The 15,064-nt window shown below is 43.7% G+C and carries 13 protein-coding genes; 6 read left to right on the plus strand and 7 right to left on the minus strand.

Features of this window, described 5'->3' with window-relative positions:
* Nucleotides 1–329 precede the first annotated feature (329 nt).
* Entirely contained in the window at nt 330–1,307 is a 978-nt protein-coding gene (locus tag FKN08_RS10630) for a peptidoglycan DD-metalloendopeptidase family protein (RefSeq protein ID WP_170892083.1), read from the plus strand.
* 248 nt (nt 1,308–1,555) lie between these two features.
* On the opposite strand, the gene FKN08_RS10635 is transcribed toward FKN08_RS10630, so the two are convergent.
* Nucleotides 1,556–2,485 (minus strand): LysR family transcriptional regulator, encoded by a 930-nt coding sequence (locus FKN08_RS10635; RefSeq protein WP_249373416.1) that lies wholly within the window; start codon nt 2,483–2,485, stop codon nt 1,556–1,558.
* A gap of 266 nt (nt 2,486–2,751) precedes the next feature.
* On the opposite strand from FKN08_RS10635, the gene FKN08_RS10640 reads away from it, so the two are divergent.
* The 3 genes from FKN08_RS10640 to FKN08_RS23825 all read left to right on the plus strand — a co-directional run bounded on the left by FKN08_RS10640 (nt 2,752) and on the right by FKN08_RS23825 (nt 6,063).
* On the plus strand, nt 2,752–4,593 hold the full coding sequence (locus FKN08_RS10640; RefSeq protein WP_170892085.1) for a 2-oxoacid:acceptor oxidoreductase subunit alpha: 1,842 nt from the start codon (nt 2,752–2,754) through the stop codon (nt 4,591–4,593).
* Nucleotides 4,583–5,581 (plus strand): 2-oxoacid:ferredoxin oxidoreductase subunit beta, encoded by a 999-nt coding sequence (locus FKN08_RS10645; protein ID WP_170892086.1) that lies wholly within the window; start codon nt 4,583–4,585, stop codon nt 5,579–5,581. The genes FKN08_RS10640 and FKN08_RS10645 overlap by 11 nt, the downstream gene beginning before the upstream one ends.
* A gap of 326 nt (nt 5,582–5,907) precedes the next feature.
* Nucleotides 5,908–6,063 (plus strand): hypothetical protein, encoded by a 156-nt coding sequence (locus FKN08_RS23825; RefSeq protein WP_005398064.1) that lies wholly within the window; start codon nt 5,908–5,910, stop codon nt 6,061–6,063.
* A 183-nt stretch (nt 6,064–6,246) separates the two neighbouring features.
* Here FKN08_RS23825 and FKN08_RS10655 read toward each other — a convergent pair whose 3' ends face one another.
* From FKN08_RS10655 to FKN08_RS10675, 5 genes are all read right to left on the minus strand, one after another.
* Entirely contained in the window at nt 6,247–7,290 is a 1,044-nt protein-coding gene (locus FKN08_RS10655; RefSeq protein WP_170892087.1) for a GMP reductase, read from the minus strand.
* Nucleotides 7,291–7,727: 437 nt separating this feature from the next.
* Nucleotides 7,728–9,269, minus strand: a complete 1,542-nt coding sequence (locus FKN08_RS10660; protein WP_170892088.1) for an NAD(P)H-hydrate dehydratase — start codon at nt 9,267–9,269, stop codon at nt 7,728–7,730.
* A gap of 86 nt (nt 9,270–9,355) precedes the next feature.
* Entirely contained in the window at nt 9,356–9,793 is a 438-nt protein-coding gene (locus FKN08_RS10665) for a PAS domain-containing protein (protein WP_170892089.1), read from the minus strand.
* Complete coding sequence (locus FKN08_RS10670) at nt 9,793–10,797, minus strand: response regulator (RefSeq protein ID WP_170892090.1); 1,005 nt, start codon at nt 10,795–10,797, stop codon at nt 9,793–9,795. The genes FKN08_RS10665 and FKN08_RS10670 overlap by 1 nt, the downstream gene beginning before the upstream one ends.
* A 367-nt stretch (nt 10,798–11,164) precedes the next feature.
* Complete coding sequence (locus tag FKN08_RS10675) at nt 11,165–12,073, minus strand: aldo/keto reductase family oxidoreductase (protein ID WP_047008144.1); 909 nt, start codon at nt 12,071–12,073, stop codon at nt 11,165–11,167.
* A 95-nt stretch (nt 12,074–12,168) separates the two neighbouring features.
* Here FKN08_RS10675 and FKN08_RS10680 point away from each other — a divergent pair, with 95 nt between their 5' ends.
* Nucleotides 12,169–12,582 carry a helix-turn-helix transcriptional regulator gene (locus FKN08_RS10680; protein ID WP_005396084.1) on the plus strand — a complete coding sequence of 138 codons (414 nt, stop codon included), beginning with the start codon at nt 12,169–12,171 and terminating at the stop codon, nt 12,580–12,582.
* On the opposite strand, the gene FKN08_RS10685 is transcribed toward FKN08_RS10680, so the two are convergent.
* Nucleotides 12,563–13,141: a hypothetical protein gene (locus FKN08_RS10685; RefSeq protein ID WP_041853082.1), complete on the minus strand. Its 579-nt coding sequence runs from the start codon at nt 13,139–13,141 to the stop codon at nt 12,563–12,565. The two genes, FKN08_RS10680 and FKN08_RS10685, sit on opposite strands and share 20 nt — an antisense overlap.
* 491 nt (nt 13,142–13,632) lie before the next feature.
* Between FKN08_RS10685 and clcA the strand changes: the two genes are divergently transcribed.
* Nucleotides 13,633–15,036 carry a H(+)/Cl(-) exchange transporter ClcA gene (gene clcA, locus FKN08_RS10690; RefSeq protein ID WP_005396086.1) on the plus strand — a complete coding sequence of 468 codons (1,404 nt, stop codon included), beginning with the start codon at nt 13,633–13,635 and terminating at the stop codon, nt 15,034–15,036.
* Nucleotides 15,037–15,064 lie beyond the last annotated feature (28 nt).

The raw sequence follows: 15,064 nt of genomic DNA on the forward strand, positions 1-15,064 counted from the left end.
CCACCACCACATGCACTCAATAAAAGAGATGTAAGCGTAAGACCTAATGTTAATTTCAGCGTATTTTTAGCGAACATAGTAATTTGGCAAAATATATTTTGCCGAGATTATATTATTGTAAAATATTTTCTCAACGTGACAATAACACCATTTAAAAAGCCAAAAACACCAGGCCAACCGTCACTTTTACTAAATTATTAAATTAAAATCATCACCTATAATTATTCACTTAGTTAAAACGGAGGAATTAGCCATACTTTAATGCTAGGTTTTATTTAAAATATTATACTCTACGCACAACTGTCAGCCTTGATAAACCACCAAAACTAATGACTATTTTGATAATAAAAAGGAGTATGCGAACTCCTACCACAACCCTTCTCACCATTGCCTTACTCATTTTTATTGGCGTGTCTCTTTCTCACCACATCCTCACTCCCATGGATAGACTGCCTACCGTCAAGCCTTTGGAGTTCAAGAATGAGGGAGTTCAAGCGCCTTTTGAGGTGGGTACTCTTAGACAAAAAATCACCATAGGTGTGGTTGAGTACTCGTTTGTCGCTTCATTGTTAAAATCAGGAATAAGTCAAAAAGAGATTAATTTGCTATTGGCCCTTATTAAAAGTAACTTTAATATTATTGATTCAGTTAAGAGAGGTGACCATTTTATCTTAAGAACTAAGTTAAATAGTAGAAATGAAACCTATATTAGTTCTTTTTACTATTTAGGTAGTAAAACCGATTTATTTATTATCAATGATGGACAAGGTAACATATTTGATGAACATGGCGTGTCAATAAAAAATAAACTCCGATTTTCAGATCCCTTTGATAAAAGCTACAGAGTAAGCTCTGGCTATGACTTAAAACGAACACACCCAGTAACTAATATAACGACTCCGCACTTAGGCACTGACTATGCAACACCAGTAGGTACACCGATTCGTAGTATTGCTGATGGTATCGTTTTAAAGTCTCGTTACAACCGTTTTGCGGGCAACTACATTAATATCCGCCACACAAATGGCTCTGTATCACGCTACCTACACTTATCTCAACGCCACGTCCACGTTGGCGAGAAGATCAGCCGAGGACAAGTGATAGGAAAAACGGGTAACACAGGAAGAACAACAGGGCCGCATTTACACCTTGAACTGCACATCAATGGTATTCCGGTTGATTACGAGCGATACATTCAAAAGCACCCAAACACTGACGTTAATATAGAAATGCTGATTGCAGCGAGAAAAGAAAAAGCTGAATTAACAGCGGAATGGCAACGGTATAGGCAGTCAAATCGGCAATAAAATACTTCGGTTCGATCTTTCTTCATTTATCTGAAGCGAGTCCTCGTAACCCTCTGAGCGCTTCAAGACCTGTCGCCACTTTCCAAGTTCAGGACAAAAAAGAGCCGCTATATGTGGCTCTTAGTGATTCGAATCTTTGTTTGCAGCCCATGAGTTAATATTTTTGTGGGCACAACTGAATGTAGCAAACTTGCTGGCACGTAACACGCTTAGACTTCAGAAAAAGCTATCGTCCTCCAGCAAGAGCTTTAATGGTTCAGCATCCAACTGGTGTTGATCGCCTCTCCCTGCTCATCAAGTTTATGAATAATATAGTCGATAAACACTTTTACTTTCGCGGGCACAAACTTACGACTTGGATAGTATATATAGACACCCTGACCATCGGTTCTTTGAGGTTCAGAAACCAACATCAGCTTACCTTGCTGCACTAAGTCTCGAGCAAGATATTGGGGCATCAGAGCAATCCCTGCTCCTAAACTCGCTAAAGAGGCCATCGCATAACCATTGTCTACTGTCACTTGATGTGTAGGACTAAATTCTACTAATTGCCCATCTAAAGGCATCGTCAAGGTAAGCAAGCGCCCAGATTGTTTATAGCGGTACATTATCCATTTGTGCTGGTTAAGTGCTTCAACACTCTGAGGCCGACCAAACTTCTTTATGTACTCCGGACTGGCAAACATACCCATATCAATAGGACATAATCGCCTCGCAATCAGGTTGCTGTCATTTAGTCTCCCGCTTCGAATAGCAACGTCCATCCCACTCTCCAATATACTGGTGTATTCATCGGAAAAGCTAAGATCCAACTTCACTTCAGGGTAACGTTCGCAAAACTCTGGAATCAGCGGAGTTATATAGTTTTGCCCGAACGACAAAGGAAGGCTGACACGAAGTGTACCAAACGGAGATGCAATACTTTGATGAAGCTGCTCTTCACTACTTTTGAGCAAGTTGATCACTTCTCTTGCCGTCTCAAGGTAGTTAAACCCCGCTTCAGTGAGCTGGAGTTGACGTGTTGTACGGTGAACTAAACGAACACCCAAATCCTGTTCTAGGCGAGCAATCGCTTTACTAACAGTAGAAGGCGACTGCCCTAATTGATTCGCGACTGCTGTAAAGTTCCCTAAGTCCACAACAGATACAAACAACTTTATTAATGACAGCTTATCCATAACGCTCACAATTAATGAAAAATAATCACATCTAATATGACAGAAAAAGTATTTTTGTGTCATGCAAACTTTTCTAGTATTTCGGAAAAGCATACCTAGCTATGGATATTTCTACTGACCTCAGAGACGACAAATAAAGCCAACACCATTAACTCTACACTCAAAATGCTCGGGCTTACGGCATTTTCTCCAACCTATAATTCCATTGCATCTCATTAAGTGCAATGAAACATACTGAACTTGCTCTAACACGGTAAGAGGTTTTAATGACAATAATTCAACTTAAACGCGAAGTGATCTGTTTTGCTGGCGATTCTGGAGATGGTATCCAATTACTTGGAGAGCGCTTTTCAGACAACTCGTCGAAACAAGGAAACGATGTCATGACGTTACCTGATTATCCAGCTGAGATACGGGCTCCGGCAGGAACCACATCTGGAGTATCGGCTTTTCAGATGCAATTTGCCTCAACAGAGATTTATACTCCTGGCGACGATTTTTCAGTCTTAATCGCTCTGAATGCCGCTGCATTAAAAAACAAAATCTCACAACTCGTTGAAGGCGGTTTGGTGCTTATTGATCTCGATGGTTTTAATAAAAAAAACCTTGAGCTTGCTGGCTATGAATCTAACCCATTGAGCGATGGTAGCCTCGCAGATTATCGAGTGATTAGTGACAGTTTTACGCGTTTAACCGTTCAATCTCTTTCTGAGTTAAACATTGCGCCTAAAGTAGTGAAGCGAAGCAAAAACTTTTTTATGCTTGGTATTGTTTTATGGATTTACAGCCGTCCGCTAGAACCGACCATTGAATGGCTAAATAATAAATTCGCTGACAATCCGCAAGCGAGAGAGGCAAATACTTTAGCCATAAAGTCGGGATTTAATTATGCTGAAACAACCGAAATATTCAGCGACTGTTTTCAGGTTGCTCCCGTAGCAGATAAAGCTGGCTTGTATCGTACTGTTTCAGGGAACGAAGCATTATCGCTTGGGTTAATATGCGCAGCAGAAAAACTCCAACGCCAGCTATTTTTGGGCTCTTACCCCATAACACCCGCCTCAGATATTCTACACACACTATCAACCTATCAACACTTTGGGGTCACGACATTCCAAGCAGAAGATGAGATTGCAGCTGCTTGTTCAGCTTTAGGTGCATCTTATGCTGGCGATTTAGGAGTCACATCAACGTCTGGCCCTGGATTATGTTTGAAAGCAGAGACCATTAACCTTGCCGTGATGGCGGAGTTGCCAATGGTTGTTATCAACGTACAACGTGGAGGCCCCTCAACTGGCCTACCGACTAAAACAGAGCAATCAGACTTGCTTTTGTCTTTGTATGGTAGAAATGGGGATTCACCACTCCCAGTGTTGGCTCCTGCCTCTCCTGCAGACTGCTTTGATATGGCAATCGAGGCCTGTCGAATTGCCACTACATTTATGACGCCAGTGATCTTATTGAGTGACGGCTACTTAGCAAACGGCTCCGAATCTTGGCTCGTGCCCAACCCTGATGAGATTAAGCTCACTGCCGAGGCAACAAAAGCAAACATAAGCCCGTTTTATCCCTATGCCCGTGATGACGTGTATTACAGCAGAGAGTGGGTCACGCCTGGTACAAAAGAGAAAATGCACCGCATTGGAGGATTGGAAAAGCAAGCGATTACTGGCAACCCTTCTCATGATCCTGAAAACCACCAGCGCATGACTGATGAAAGAGCAAAAAAAGTAAATAACATCTGCCATTTCATCCCTAAACAAACGCTAACAGGCAGTACTCAAGACTCACTGCTAGTACTAAGTTGGGGAGGCACGCAAGGTTCTGTGTCGACCGCAATTGAGCATCTGAGAAAGCAAGGCGCATCGGTTGCCCACGCCCATATTAAGTATCTAAACCCGTTTCCAATCAATTTGGAAGAGATCATTAGCCAATTCAAACATGTGCTTGTTTTTGAGTTGAATAACCAGCAACTCGTTAAAGTGATTCGCTCACAATATGCCATTTCTGCCCGCTCCGTAACCCAAGTTAAGGGGTTACCATTCAAAGTTCACGAGGTCATTGAGTCTATTAACCACCACCTGAAGGATATTAAAAATGACGACTAAGGTACTCAACCGCAAAGATTTCGCATCTGATGTTGAAGTCAAATGGTGTCGAGGCTGTGGTGATTTTAACGTATTAAAAACGATGCAATCCGTTCTAGCACGATTAGTTCGAACTAAAGAGAACACCGTATTCATCTCAGGGATCGGCTGCTCATCTCGTTTTCCTTATTATCTCGATACTTATGGATTTCATACGATTCACGGCCGTGCCCCTGCCATCGCTACTGGTGTAAAAGCTAGCAATCCAGAGTTAGATGTTTGGGTTGTAACTGGCGATGGTGACGCACTGAGTATTGGCGGTAATCACTTTATTCACGCGATTCGACGCAACCAAGACATTAAAATTTTGCTTTTTAATAATGCTGTCTATGGACTGACCAAAGGCCAATTTTCCCCGACAAGCGAACAGGGCTTCATTTCTAAGTCGAGTCCTGAAGGTTCTCCCGATCAAGCGCTTAAACCTCTGGCATTAGCCGCATCCGCAGGTGCTACGTTCATAGCGCGAACATCAGACAATGATCCTACACACATGACGATGGTGTTAGAGGCTGCTGCCGCACATTCGGGCACGGCTGTAGTTGAAATCCTGCAAAACTGCGTCATTTTTAACGATAAAGTGCACGAACCTTACAACGGCCCAGCTAATAGAAGCGAACATCTACTTTATCTCTCAGATAATGAACCGTTATTGTTTGGTAAAACGCACTCAAAAGCGTTGATCAATAAAGGGTTTGGCTTCGAGATTGTCGAATCAGAGGCCCCGAACCTTTTGCTCCACTCCAGTCAATGCGAGGAGTCATACTATGCTTATGCGCTTGCTAACTTGAGCTATCCAGACTTTCCCGTACCCGTGGGCGTTTTTCGTTCAGTGACTCGACCTACTTTTGATCAGGTCATTCGACATCAAAAACACCAAGCAACTCTAAAATATGGTCAAGGCGACTTGACCGAATTGCTCAAACAAAACAGTTATGAGCGTCTCTGCTAACAATTGAAAGAGCCAGCTATTGAGGTAACCTTTCCTGCAAAGATGAAACTAAAAGGTTTCCGATTCTAGTTGGCGACTTGCTGAATGATGAGTTGATAAGGAAGTGTGGTGGTTGCAGATATCCATCACACTAAAAAGAGGCTCTATAATGAGCCTCTTCTGTTTTTTAAAATAGTGACATCGTCACTATAGTTAATATGAATAAAGCTTATGGCAAAAGATACCATAAACTCACTCAATTAATTGACAACGTGGATTGATTACAACGTATTCCGAGCCGAGGTGGGTTATATATAGCAGCGAAAGTATCGGGGTGCGCGACAAAAATGGCGAATAAGCTTGCTTCATCCAATGTAGCGGTTTATCCATCATCGCATTTTTCTATCAACAATCATTCTAATGCCCTCTTATTTGGATTTGGCATTATCCCTAGCCAAAAAATAGAAGAAGCATTCGATATTATTCAATCAGTATTAGATTAAACCGAAATAGTAACAAGCACCTCATCCTAAAGCAGATATAAAATTGCCCCTTCAAAAATGTCATAAACTTAAAAAGTCATAGACTTATGAAGAGGCAATATCAATTATATTTGCACCAAATATCAATACATGGTTTTAAATATCAATTTATGGTTGTTTCAACACTTGTTACATTCAGTCGATTTACTCTTTACCGAACACGTTGTTCTCTTGTTCTTGAACGCGGATGAATGTAGTACGCTTGGTTAGCTCTTTAAGCTTTGCTGCACCCACGTATGTACAAGTTGAGCGAACGCCGCCAAGGATGTCTTGGATAGTGCCGTGAACACTTCCACGGTAAGGTAATAGTACGGTTTTTCCTTCGGCTGCGCGGTAACCAGCAACACCACCTGAGTGCTTCTCCATCGCGCTCTTCGACGACATTCCATAGAACTTCATGAACTTCTCGCCATCTTTCTCGATCACTTCGCCGCCTGACTCTTCGTGGCCCGCTAACATGCCGCCTAGCATAACAAAGTCCGCACCGCCGCCGAATGCTTTGGATACATCACCTGCGCATGAGCAACCGCCGTCACCGATGATCATGCCACCAAGGCCGTGCGCTGCATCGCCACACTCGATGATTGCAGAAAGCTGCGGGTAACCAACACCCGTTTTTACACGAGTTGTACAAACTGAGCCAGGGCCAATGCCTACTTTCACGATGTCTGCACCAGCGAGGATCAACTCTTCACACATATCACCAGTAACCACGTTACCCGCAGAAATCACCTTGTCTGGGAACTCTGCTCGCACGCGTTCAACATACTCGACTAAATGCTCTGAGTAACCATTTGCAATGTCGATACAGATGAAAATAAATTCATCTGAAAGCGCCATAATATCTTGGGTTTTTTGGAAGTCTGCGTCAGATGTTCCCGTAGACACCATTACGTTATTCAGGGTTGCTTTATCAGCTGATTTAGCAAACTCAGCCCAATCTTCTACCGTGTAATGTTTGTGAACAGCAGTCATTACACCATGCTCAGCTAGCGCTTTAGCCATTGCAAAGCTACCAACCGAATCCATGTTTGCTGCGATTACAGGCACACCAGACCATTGACGGCCACTATGCTTGAATGTAAAATCGCGGGTTAAATTTACTTGAGAACGGCTCTTAAGGGTAGAACGTTTCGGGCGAAACAGTACATCTTTAAAACCTAACTTAAGTTCTTGTTCGATACGCATTGTGTAATTCCTTGATTCATATGTATATGTGTCATCTCAGAGTGCGTAGTGATTTCGTTGGCAGACGAGTTCACTGTTCTTCGGACACAAAAAAACCGGAGCGTTGGCAGACGCTCCGGTTTTCAGCATTATAGGCTGTGATTTATTTCCTACAAGTCTGATATTTGAATTTTTTTTGTGATACCATCTTGATAATCGCATATCAAAAACACTCCTCAAGTCGTTATTTTTTCTCATTATTTATAATTATCAACAACTTAAGAAAACGTTTAAGTTAACCTATTGCGCAAACCTTTGCGTCATACCTTTAAAATGAAAACGCATCACCTCTCAAATCTGCCTAAAACTCAATCACCTAATACTAAGATGCGCTGCTAATTCGGAAAAAGTACTCCAAAAAAATCGATCATTTTTTCATAGTGATGGGCGAGATCTAGCTACGTCCTATCGATTTGTTGAGTAATAGCGGTACGAAGTGTGCCTATAACATCACTTGCCAAAAGACCAATTTGACCATGCTGACTCACGTTTATATCCGCAGCATGACTGTGGAGTACCACACCTAAACGTGCCGCAATGGAAATGGGTAACCCTTTAGCTAGCAACGCACCAATAACACCAGATAGCACATCTCCCATTCCGCCCGTCGCCATTCCGGCGTTACCCGCTAGGCAGACGTACATTCTCGTTCCATCGTAAATAAGTGTTCCCGCGCCTTTTAAAACCACCACACCGCCATAACGCTCTTGCAGTTGTCTTGCAGCAGAATATCGGTCACTTTCTATTTGTTGAGTGGTCACATTTAATAGTCGAGCTGCCTCTCCAGGATGCGGCGTGATCACTCGCTGGTTGTCGCACACCAAAGTGCCATCACATCGTTGGCTTAGCATCGCTAGAATATTGAGCCCATCAGCATCAACAACTTTAGGTTTCTGTTCTTGAGCCAGATATTGATAGGCTTGATAAGCCCACTCATCATCACCAAAACCTGGACCAAACACCAATACTTCAGCCCAGCGAATGCGTTTGGTTAAGTCGTTCTCAGTATCCCTGAGTAAGTCAGCGGTGATGCTTTGGCTCATTACTTCTGGGCAGCCAATCTGTAGTGGAATAAGGCTACTCGGGTGAGTAATTGCGGCAGTTAAACCCGCTCCGGCTCTAACCGCAGCGGAGGAACATAAACGAATCGCTCCTGACATACCTTGGTTACCACCGACGCAAAGTAGTTTGCCATTGTCACCTTTGTGTGCTGTCGGGTTTGGCTTGAGCATTAACCTTGAAACAACCTGATGATCAATACCTAGTGCACTTTCTACTTCGATAGAATCAAACTCAATATTTACACCCAATCCACAAAAGTGGAGTTCACCAACTCGATCTCTCGCTTGTCCGGTGCACAAGCCTTGCTTAACACCAATGAAGGTTACAGTATGCTCAGCATGAATGGCATCGCCTAAAATAGCACCTGTATTTGCACACAACCCGGAAGGAATATCGACTGCAATCACTGGGGTGTGAATTTGATTGATTTGCTCAATGTAGCGACGGTACTCCGAACGAACCTCACCACTTAAACCAGTGCCTAACATGGCATCAATGATCACATCGGCTTCTAGCAATGCGGTATTCCACTCATCCCAATCATTGTTAACACCATCGATGGACTGCCAATCTTGATATGCGCGTAAAGCATCACCTTTGAGCGCAGTCACATCACCAAGTTGGAAAACCTGTACATTGAGTTGCGCTTGTTTAGCAAGCGAGGCAAATACGTATCCGTCACCACCATTATTCCCTTTGCCACAAATGACTAAGATATTTTTTGATTTGGGATATAAGTGTAAAAAACGCTCATACACAGCCATACCTGCGCGTTGCATTAGGCTATACATATAAACACCAGCCATTTGCGCTGCCAGCGTTTCACCGTTTTTTACTTGTTCTGCGGTGTAGAGTTTTAGGGCGAGATTAAAGTCCATCTTCACGTTCTGCGCATTAGGAAACACAATTATAAGTATACAAAAAAGCCAAGGCGAACCTTGGCTTTTGAGAAAGTTTTTTATCGCTACTGACTCTGAGACATCAATGCTTCAGCCGTCGCGTCTTGTATAGATAAAAACAACGATTTGATTTTCCCAGTCGGGGTACGCATGGGGTTCAGCGTAACGTTCTGGTACATAAACTCCGCTTGCTGAGTAACAGGGCGTACGTTACGGCAACGGAACAAGTAAGGACGCTGGCGCCACGTAATAAAGCTGCGGCAACCTAAATCATACACGGGCTTTGTTTTTAACTTAAACCATTCCTGCGGGATTTCAGGGAAGATATCAAAGATAGAACGACCAATTGCATCATGAGATTGCAAACCACTGTGATGAGTCATAAACCCATTCCACACTTGCACATTATAATCTCGGTCAATGACGACGAGCCCCATGTCGACGTTTTGTACCATGTCGACCATCCAATGGAATTGTTCAAACTCTGCTGGCATATTCAACATTAGAACTCCTCCATTAGATATGACAGTTTGTTATCGAGCAGCGGCAAAGATTCATCGACGAACATAAACAATAAATCACAACGGATTGACGTTCCCTCAATGTTGTAGCTCACCTCGAATGTCATGGTGCGGCTGAATGCGCCCGTCGTAGACTCAATGATCGAATCAATTGATATATGCTGACCAAGAAGCACTGGAGGGCTTTGGAAGAATCGCACTTCAGATTGTTCGCCCAAGCCATTTAAGAATGACCCCACCAAGATATTGGAAATATCCATGAGCAGCTCAAGCTCTTCCAGTTCGTCGCTGTCAGCCGGCACTTTCATCAATTTCTTGAGATCCGATACGCTCGAATCGCTCAAAATCACCAGCGCTTCACCCGCAATACCTTCGCCACAAAAGCCCTGACAAACGCCCGATACATTGTCATGCGACGCTAAGTCACGGAGAGCCATGTGTAGTTCACTCACTTCGAAGATATTAACGTTCGGAAGCGGTAACTGCACAAACACATCAAAGTGACGCGCCAAGGCATCTGCGGCTCGACCAATAGAGACGTTCGCCACTTCCATGTAAATATCGCGACGACGTATAATCGGTAACTCAATAGAAACAGGCGTGATAATTTGAGGACGAGGCTCTGGCTCAACCAACTCTTTAAGCGCATTCTTGAGTTCATCTTTGGCGATCGGTTTTTGAATAAACGCTTTTGCACCCAGTGCGAACACACGTTCTTTCGCTTTAGGTTGGATATCCCCCGACACCACAACCACGGGAGTTTTATTCCCTAACCGCTGCATGTTTTCTAGTGTTTCAAAGCCATCCATTTCTGGCATGGTCAAATCAAGAAACATCAATTTAAACTCGTTCTTTTCGAGTTCTTCTAGCGCATTTTTTCCGTGGATAGCAAACGTAATATCGGCATTCAATGTGGCTGGTAGTGATCTCGCCATCTGTTTGCGTGCTAACGCTGAATCATCACAGATGAGTACGGGAAAAGACATTCAATCACCTTTTTATATTCCACAATCTGCGCCGGAGTCTAACAGATTGTTACAGCATGTAATACGAGAAAACTGACGAGTTTCTATTTCTTTTTTTATTCAATAAGCATACGCAATATGAATCGATGAGTGAACAAAATGGCGAAAAAGCAAACATCCCATTCGCTGTTTAGTGACATGAAACAAACATGGATAAAACGCCTCCATTAAAAATAAGCACAAAGTTGCATTTTAAATTAAAAATTCGTTTTTACTCCCACTCTATCCGCTCAGTATGAGTACTGGGTAAATCGGTATCGCGTAGCAATAAAAAAGCACCCTTTCATAGGGTGCCTTGAATAATGTATTCATCAATAAAGTGTCACTTCTATGGCACACCGTGACCTTTAGAAGCCACCCATACGCGATACCATTGCTCACGAGTCAATTCGATATTCAGCGCATTTACTGCCGTTTGCACACGCTCAATCTTACCAGAGCCAATGATTGGAATTGGGTTAGATGGTAAACGACGTACCCAAGCGTAAATCACTTGGTCAATGCTAGTCGCGCCCACTTCTTCTCGAATCGCTTCTAATTCGTTGCGAACACGAACGGCTTGCTCACTGTCACCACTGAAGATTGAACCACCACCGAGGCAAGACCAAGCCATTGGTCGCGTGCGCAACATTTGCATTTGATCAAGCGTTCCATCGTGTGCAACTTCAAAATTAAGCGGGTTGATTTCCACTTGGTTAGTCACAAGAGGCTTACCCAAACGAGATTGCAACAATTCGAACTGACGTGGAGTAAAGTTAGATACACCAAAGTGCTTCACTTTACCCACTTTGTGTAGCTCTGAGAATGCTTCAGCCACTTCATCGGCATCCATTAACACGTCAGGGCGATGGATTAAAAGCACATCGATTTCGTCCACATTCAAACGCTCAAGCGAGTTATTCACCGATTGGTAGATGTGAGCGGAACTCGTATCATAGTGATTGATCTTACGCTCTGGTGTTTTATCTCCGCACAGGTTGATATCACACTTTGTGACGATCTGAATCTGCTCTCGCACACTCTTATCGAGAGCAAGTGCTTCACCAAACAATTTCTCACACTCGTAATTACCGTATATGTCCGCGTGATCGACCGTGGTAATGCCTAACTCAATATGTTGCTTGAGGAATGACAAACGCTCTTGAGCAGTCATGCCCCAATCAACTGCACGCCAATATCCTTGGACCAGCTCTGAGAACTCAGGACCTTTTGGTGCAGTCACAACTTTTGCAACCATGGTTTTTCTCCTTCAATTGATCTGCATTCATCGTAGTCTTGTTTTCACATCGGCTCAACGGGTAAACTTTGGCAATTCGAACTGGAGTACGAAATATGTCTTTTGCCCAACGCCTAGCCACCTTGATCGGAGAAGAAAGCATCAGCGGATTTGCACGACGCGTTGATGTGTCTGAAGCTTTAATACGCAAATATTTAAAAGGCAGTGAACCGAGCCTAACGAAAGCAAATCAAATTGCGATGCGAGCCAACTGCTCTCTTGAATGGTTAGCGACCGGATGTGGTTATTTATATCGCCGCGCTGAAGTCGTAGATATGGATGCGTACAAACTTGCATTTCAACACGTTATGAATCAGCCGTTGCCAGATGAGGCAGAAGAACAGCACCGTAAGCTCATCGCTGGCTATCAATACCTGCGCGCGCACAAAAAATCGGATGGATTTTTGGACGAGTCTGCGATGGCGACCTTCCTATCTCTCCATAAAGAATCTAAAAACGAGTCACTTTAACATCGATAATTTCGCCATCGCTGTGCAATTCCACATTTAAAGACGGTGATGGCGTCGCAAACTCGTCCGGCTTTACCCAAAGTAAGCTTCGAATCGTTTCTTGCGGATAGCGGTTTATCAACAAGATAACTTCTTTATCGACAAGCTCAGAAGATTTCTTTTCCAGCGCTTCAACGACGTCATAGTGTTCTTGTCCGATAGTTATACTACGTAAAACCAACCCGTCTTTTCTTAAATTGAGGATTAAGTCATTGAGACTTTGCCATTGATATTCGGTCAAAAAAGAGAACAGAGCACTGTCCTTTCCCAAAACAACTTCACCATACAGATGCTGCTGATAGTACGAAAAATCGTCCAAACAAAATGTGCTGAAATACGTTGAAGCATCTTGCTGCTGCACGTCACAGCGATACCAGCTTCCCTTTGTTTCTATACGCTCTTTTAAATTGGAGTACGGCATTGCAGACAACGTGTCCTGCCACCAACTCTGGGTTGAAAATGCTGGAAACGTTACCGAAAAACAACATAAAGAAAACAGGACTCGAGGATAAAAGCGCATGAATTACTCTGGTTGATTAACATCGAACCCAGACATTACCGACTAGTAGAAATTGTTCAAGATAAAAATAGTGGCAGGTAGTGCGGAAAGTTGTAGAGCAGAAATTAAGAAGGCGCACATTTGCGTGCGCCTCTACCTCGTTACTCAATCGTGAGTGTGCGAATCGGAGATGTCTATTGATGCATCCCGAACATAAAACGAGGACTTACCGTAGGGTTTGAATCCATCCAAATTGTGTGTAAAACCTCACATCCCTCCTTCTGAAGCAGTCATGTTGCTTTACACCTAAAGCATGGTTCATTTTGCTCAAAAAACAAGTTTTTTATCCCAAATTATGAGAGCAATAGCACAGTCTTGGTGAATGAATGACATCGCGACACTTCGAACACTCAATAGTGAAAAGCTAAATTGCATCTTTATTGATTAGGTCTAGACTCTGCGAAGCGTATACTTTCTCGCGTCCCTTCCACCAGCAACAGGAGAACTTGTTAATGACCAAACGAGAGAGAATTGTAAAATCTGTGTTAGCGCACGTACCGAAAGATGCGATTAACCAGTTTGTCTCTCGAGGGTCCACACCATTTTCTGTCCTGATTATGGCCGCAATCGTTGGCACACTAGCTGGTTTTGTCGGCACTTACTTCGAACTTGCGGTTCATTTTGTTTCTGAAACCCGTACCGAATGGCTAAGAAGCGAAATCGGTAGCGTACTTCCTCTTTGGCTTGCTGCTGTACTGATCAGTGCTCTACTTGCTTTTGTTGGTTACTTTCTTGTTCACCGCTTTGCTCCAGAGGCTGCGGGATCAGGCATCCCTGAAATAGAAGGCGCGATGGACAACATTCGTCCAGTGCGCTGGTGGCGAGTTCTACCTGTTAAATTCTTCGGCGGCATGGGTGCACTTGGCTCCGGTATGGTACTTGGTCGCGAAGGTCCGACAGTTCAAATGGGCGGCGCAGTTGGTCGAATGGTGACCGATATTTTCCGTGTGAAAGATGACGATACTCGTCATTCCCTACTCGCTTCAGGTGCCGCTGGTGGTTTGGCTGCCGCCTTTAATGCCCCACTCGCAGGCATTATGTTCGTTGTGGAGGAAATGCGACCTCAGTTTCGCTATTCTCTGATCTCTATTCGCGCGGTGATCATCTCTGCTATTATGGCCAACATTGTGTTTCGCGCCATCAACGGGCAAGACGCTGTCATCACAATGCCGCAATATCACTCTCCAGAGCTTCAGTCCCTTTGGTTGTTTCTATTGCTTGGCGCATTGTTTGGCGTATTCGGAGTGATCTTCAATAAATTGATTACCGTGGCACAAGACAGTTTTGTCGCAATTCACAAAAACGATCGTAAACGCTATTTAATCGTGGGTTCACTACTTGGGGGCATTTTTGGTCTGCTTCTCTTATACGTGCCACAGCTAACTGGCGGTGGCATCGGCCTTATTCCTGATATTACCAATGGCAACTACTCGGTATCCGTTTTAGTTCTGCTTTTCTTTGGTCGCGTCATCACGACGTTGCTATGCTTTGGCTCTGGTGCGCCGGGTGGTATCTTTGCACCTATGCTTGCTCTGGGGACCTTGTTTGGCTATGCATTCGGAGCGAGTGCTGATGTGTTGCTTCCTACGCTTGATATCGAACCTGGCGTATTTGCTATTGCGGGCATGGGGGCCCTGTTTGCTGCAACGGTACGCGCACCGATCACGGGCATTTTGTTGGTGATTGAAATGACCAATAACTACTACTTAATTCTACCACTTATCATTACTTGTTTAGGTGCCGTGATTATTGCTCAGTTGTTTGGCGGACAACCGATTTACAGCCAGTTGCTACATCGTACAATCAAAAACGATAAGTTACGTCAGCAGGATCTTCCTGAAAACCAATCGACATAATTCTCGCTTTGTTATTATTTCGCTCCAA

The sequence above is a fragment of the Vibrio sp. 1-2 (7-a) genome (assembly GCF_013048515.1).
In the GTDB taxonomy this organism is placed as follows: domain Bacteria; phylum Pseudomonadota; class Gammaproteobacteria; order Enterobacterales; family Vibrionaceae; genus Vibrio; species Vibrio diabolicus.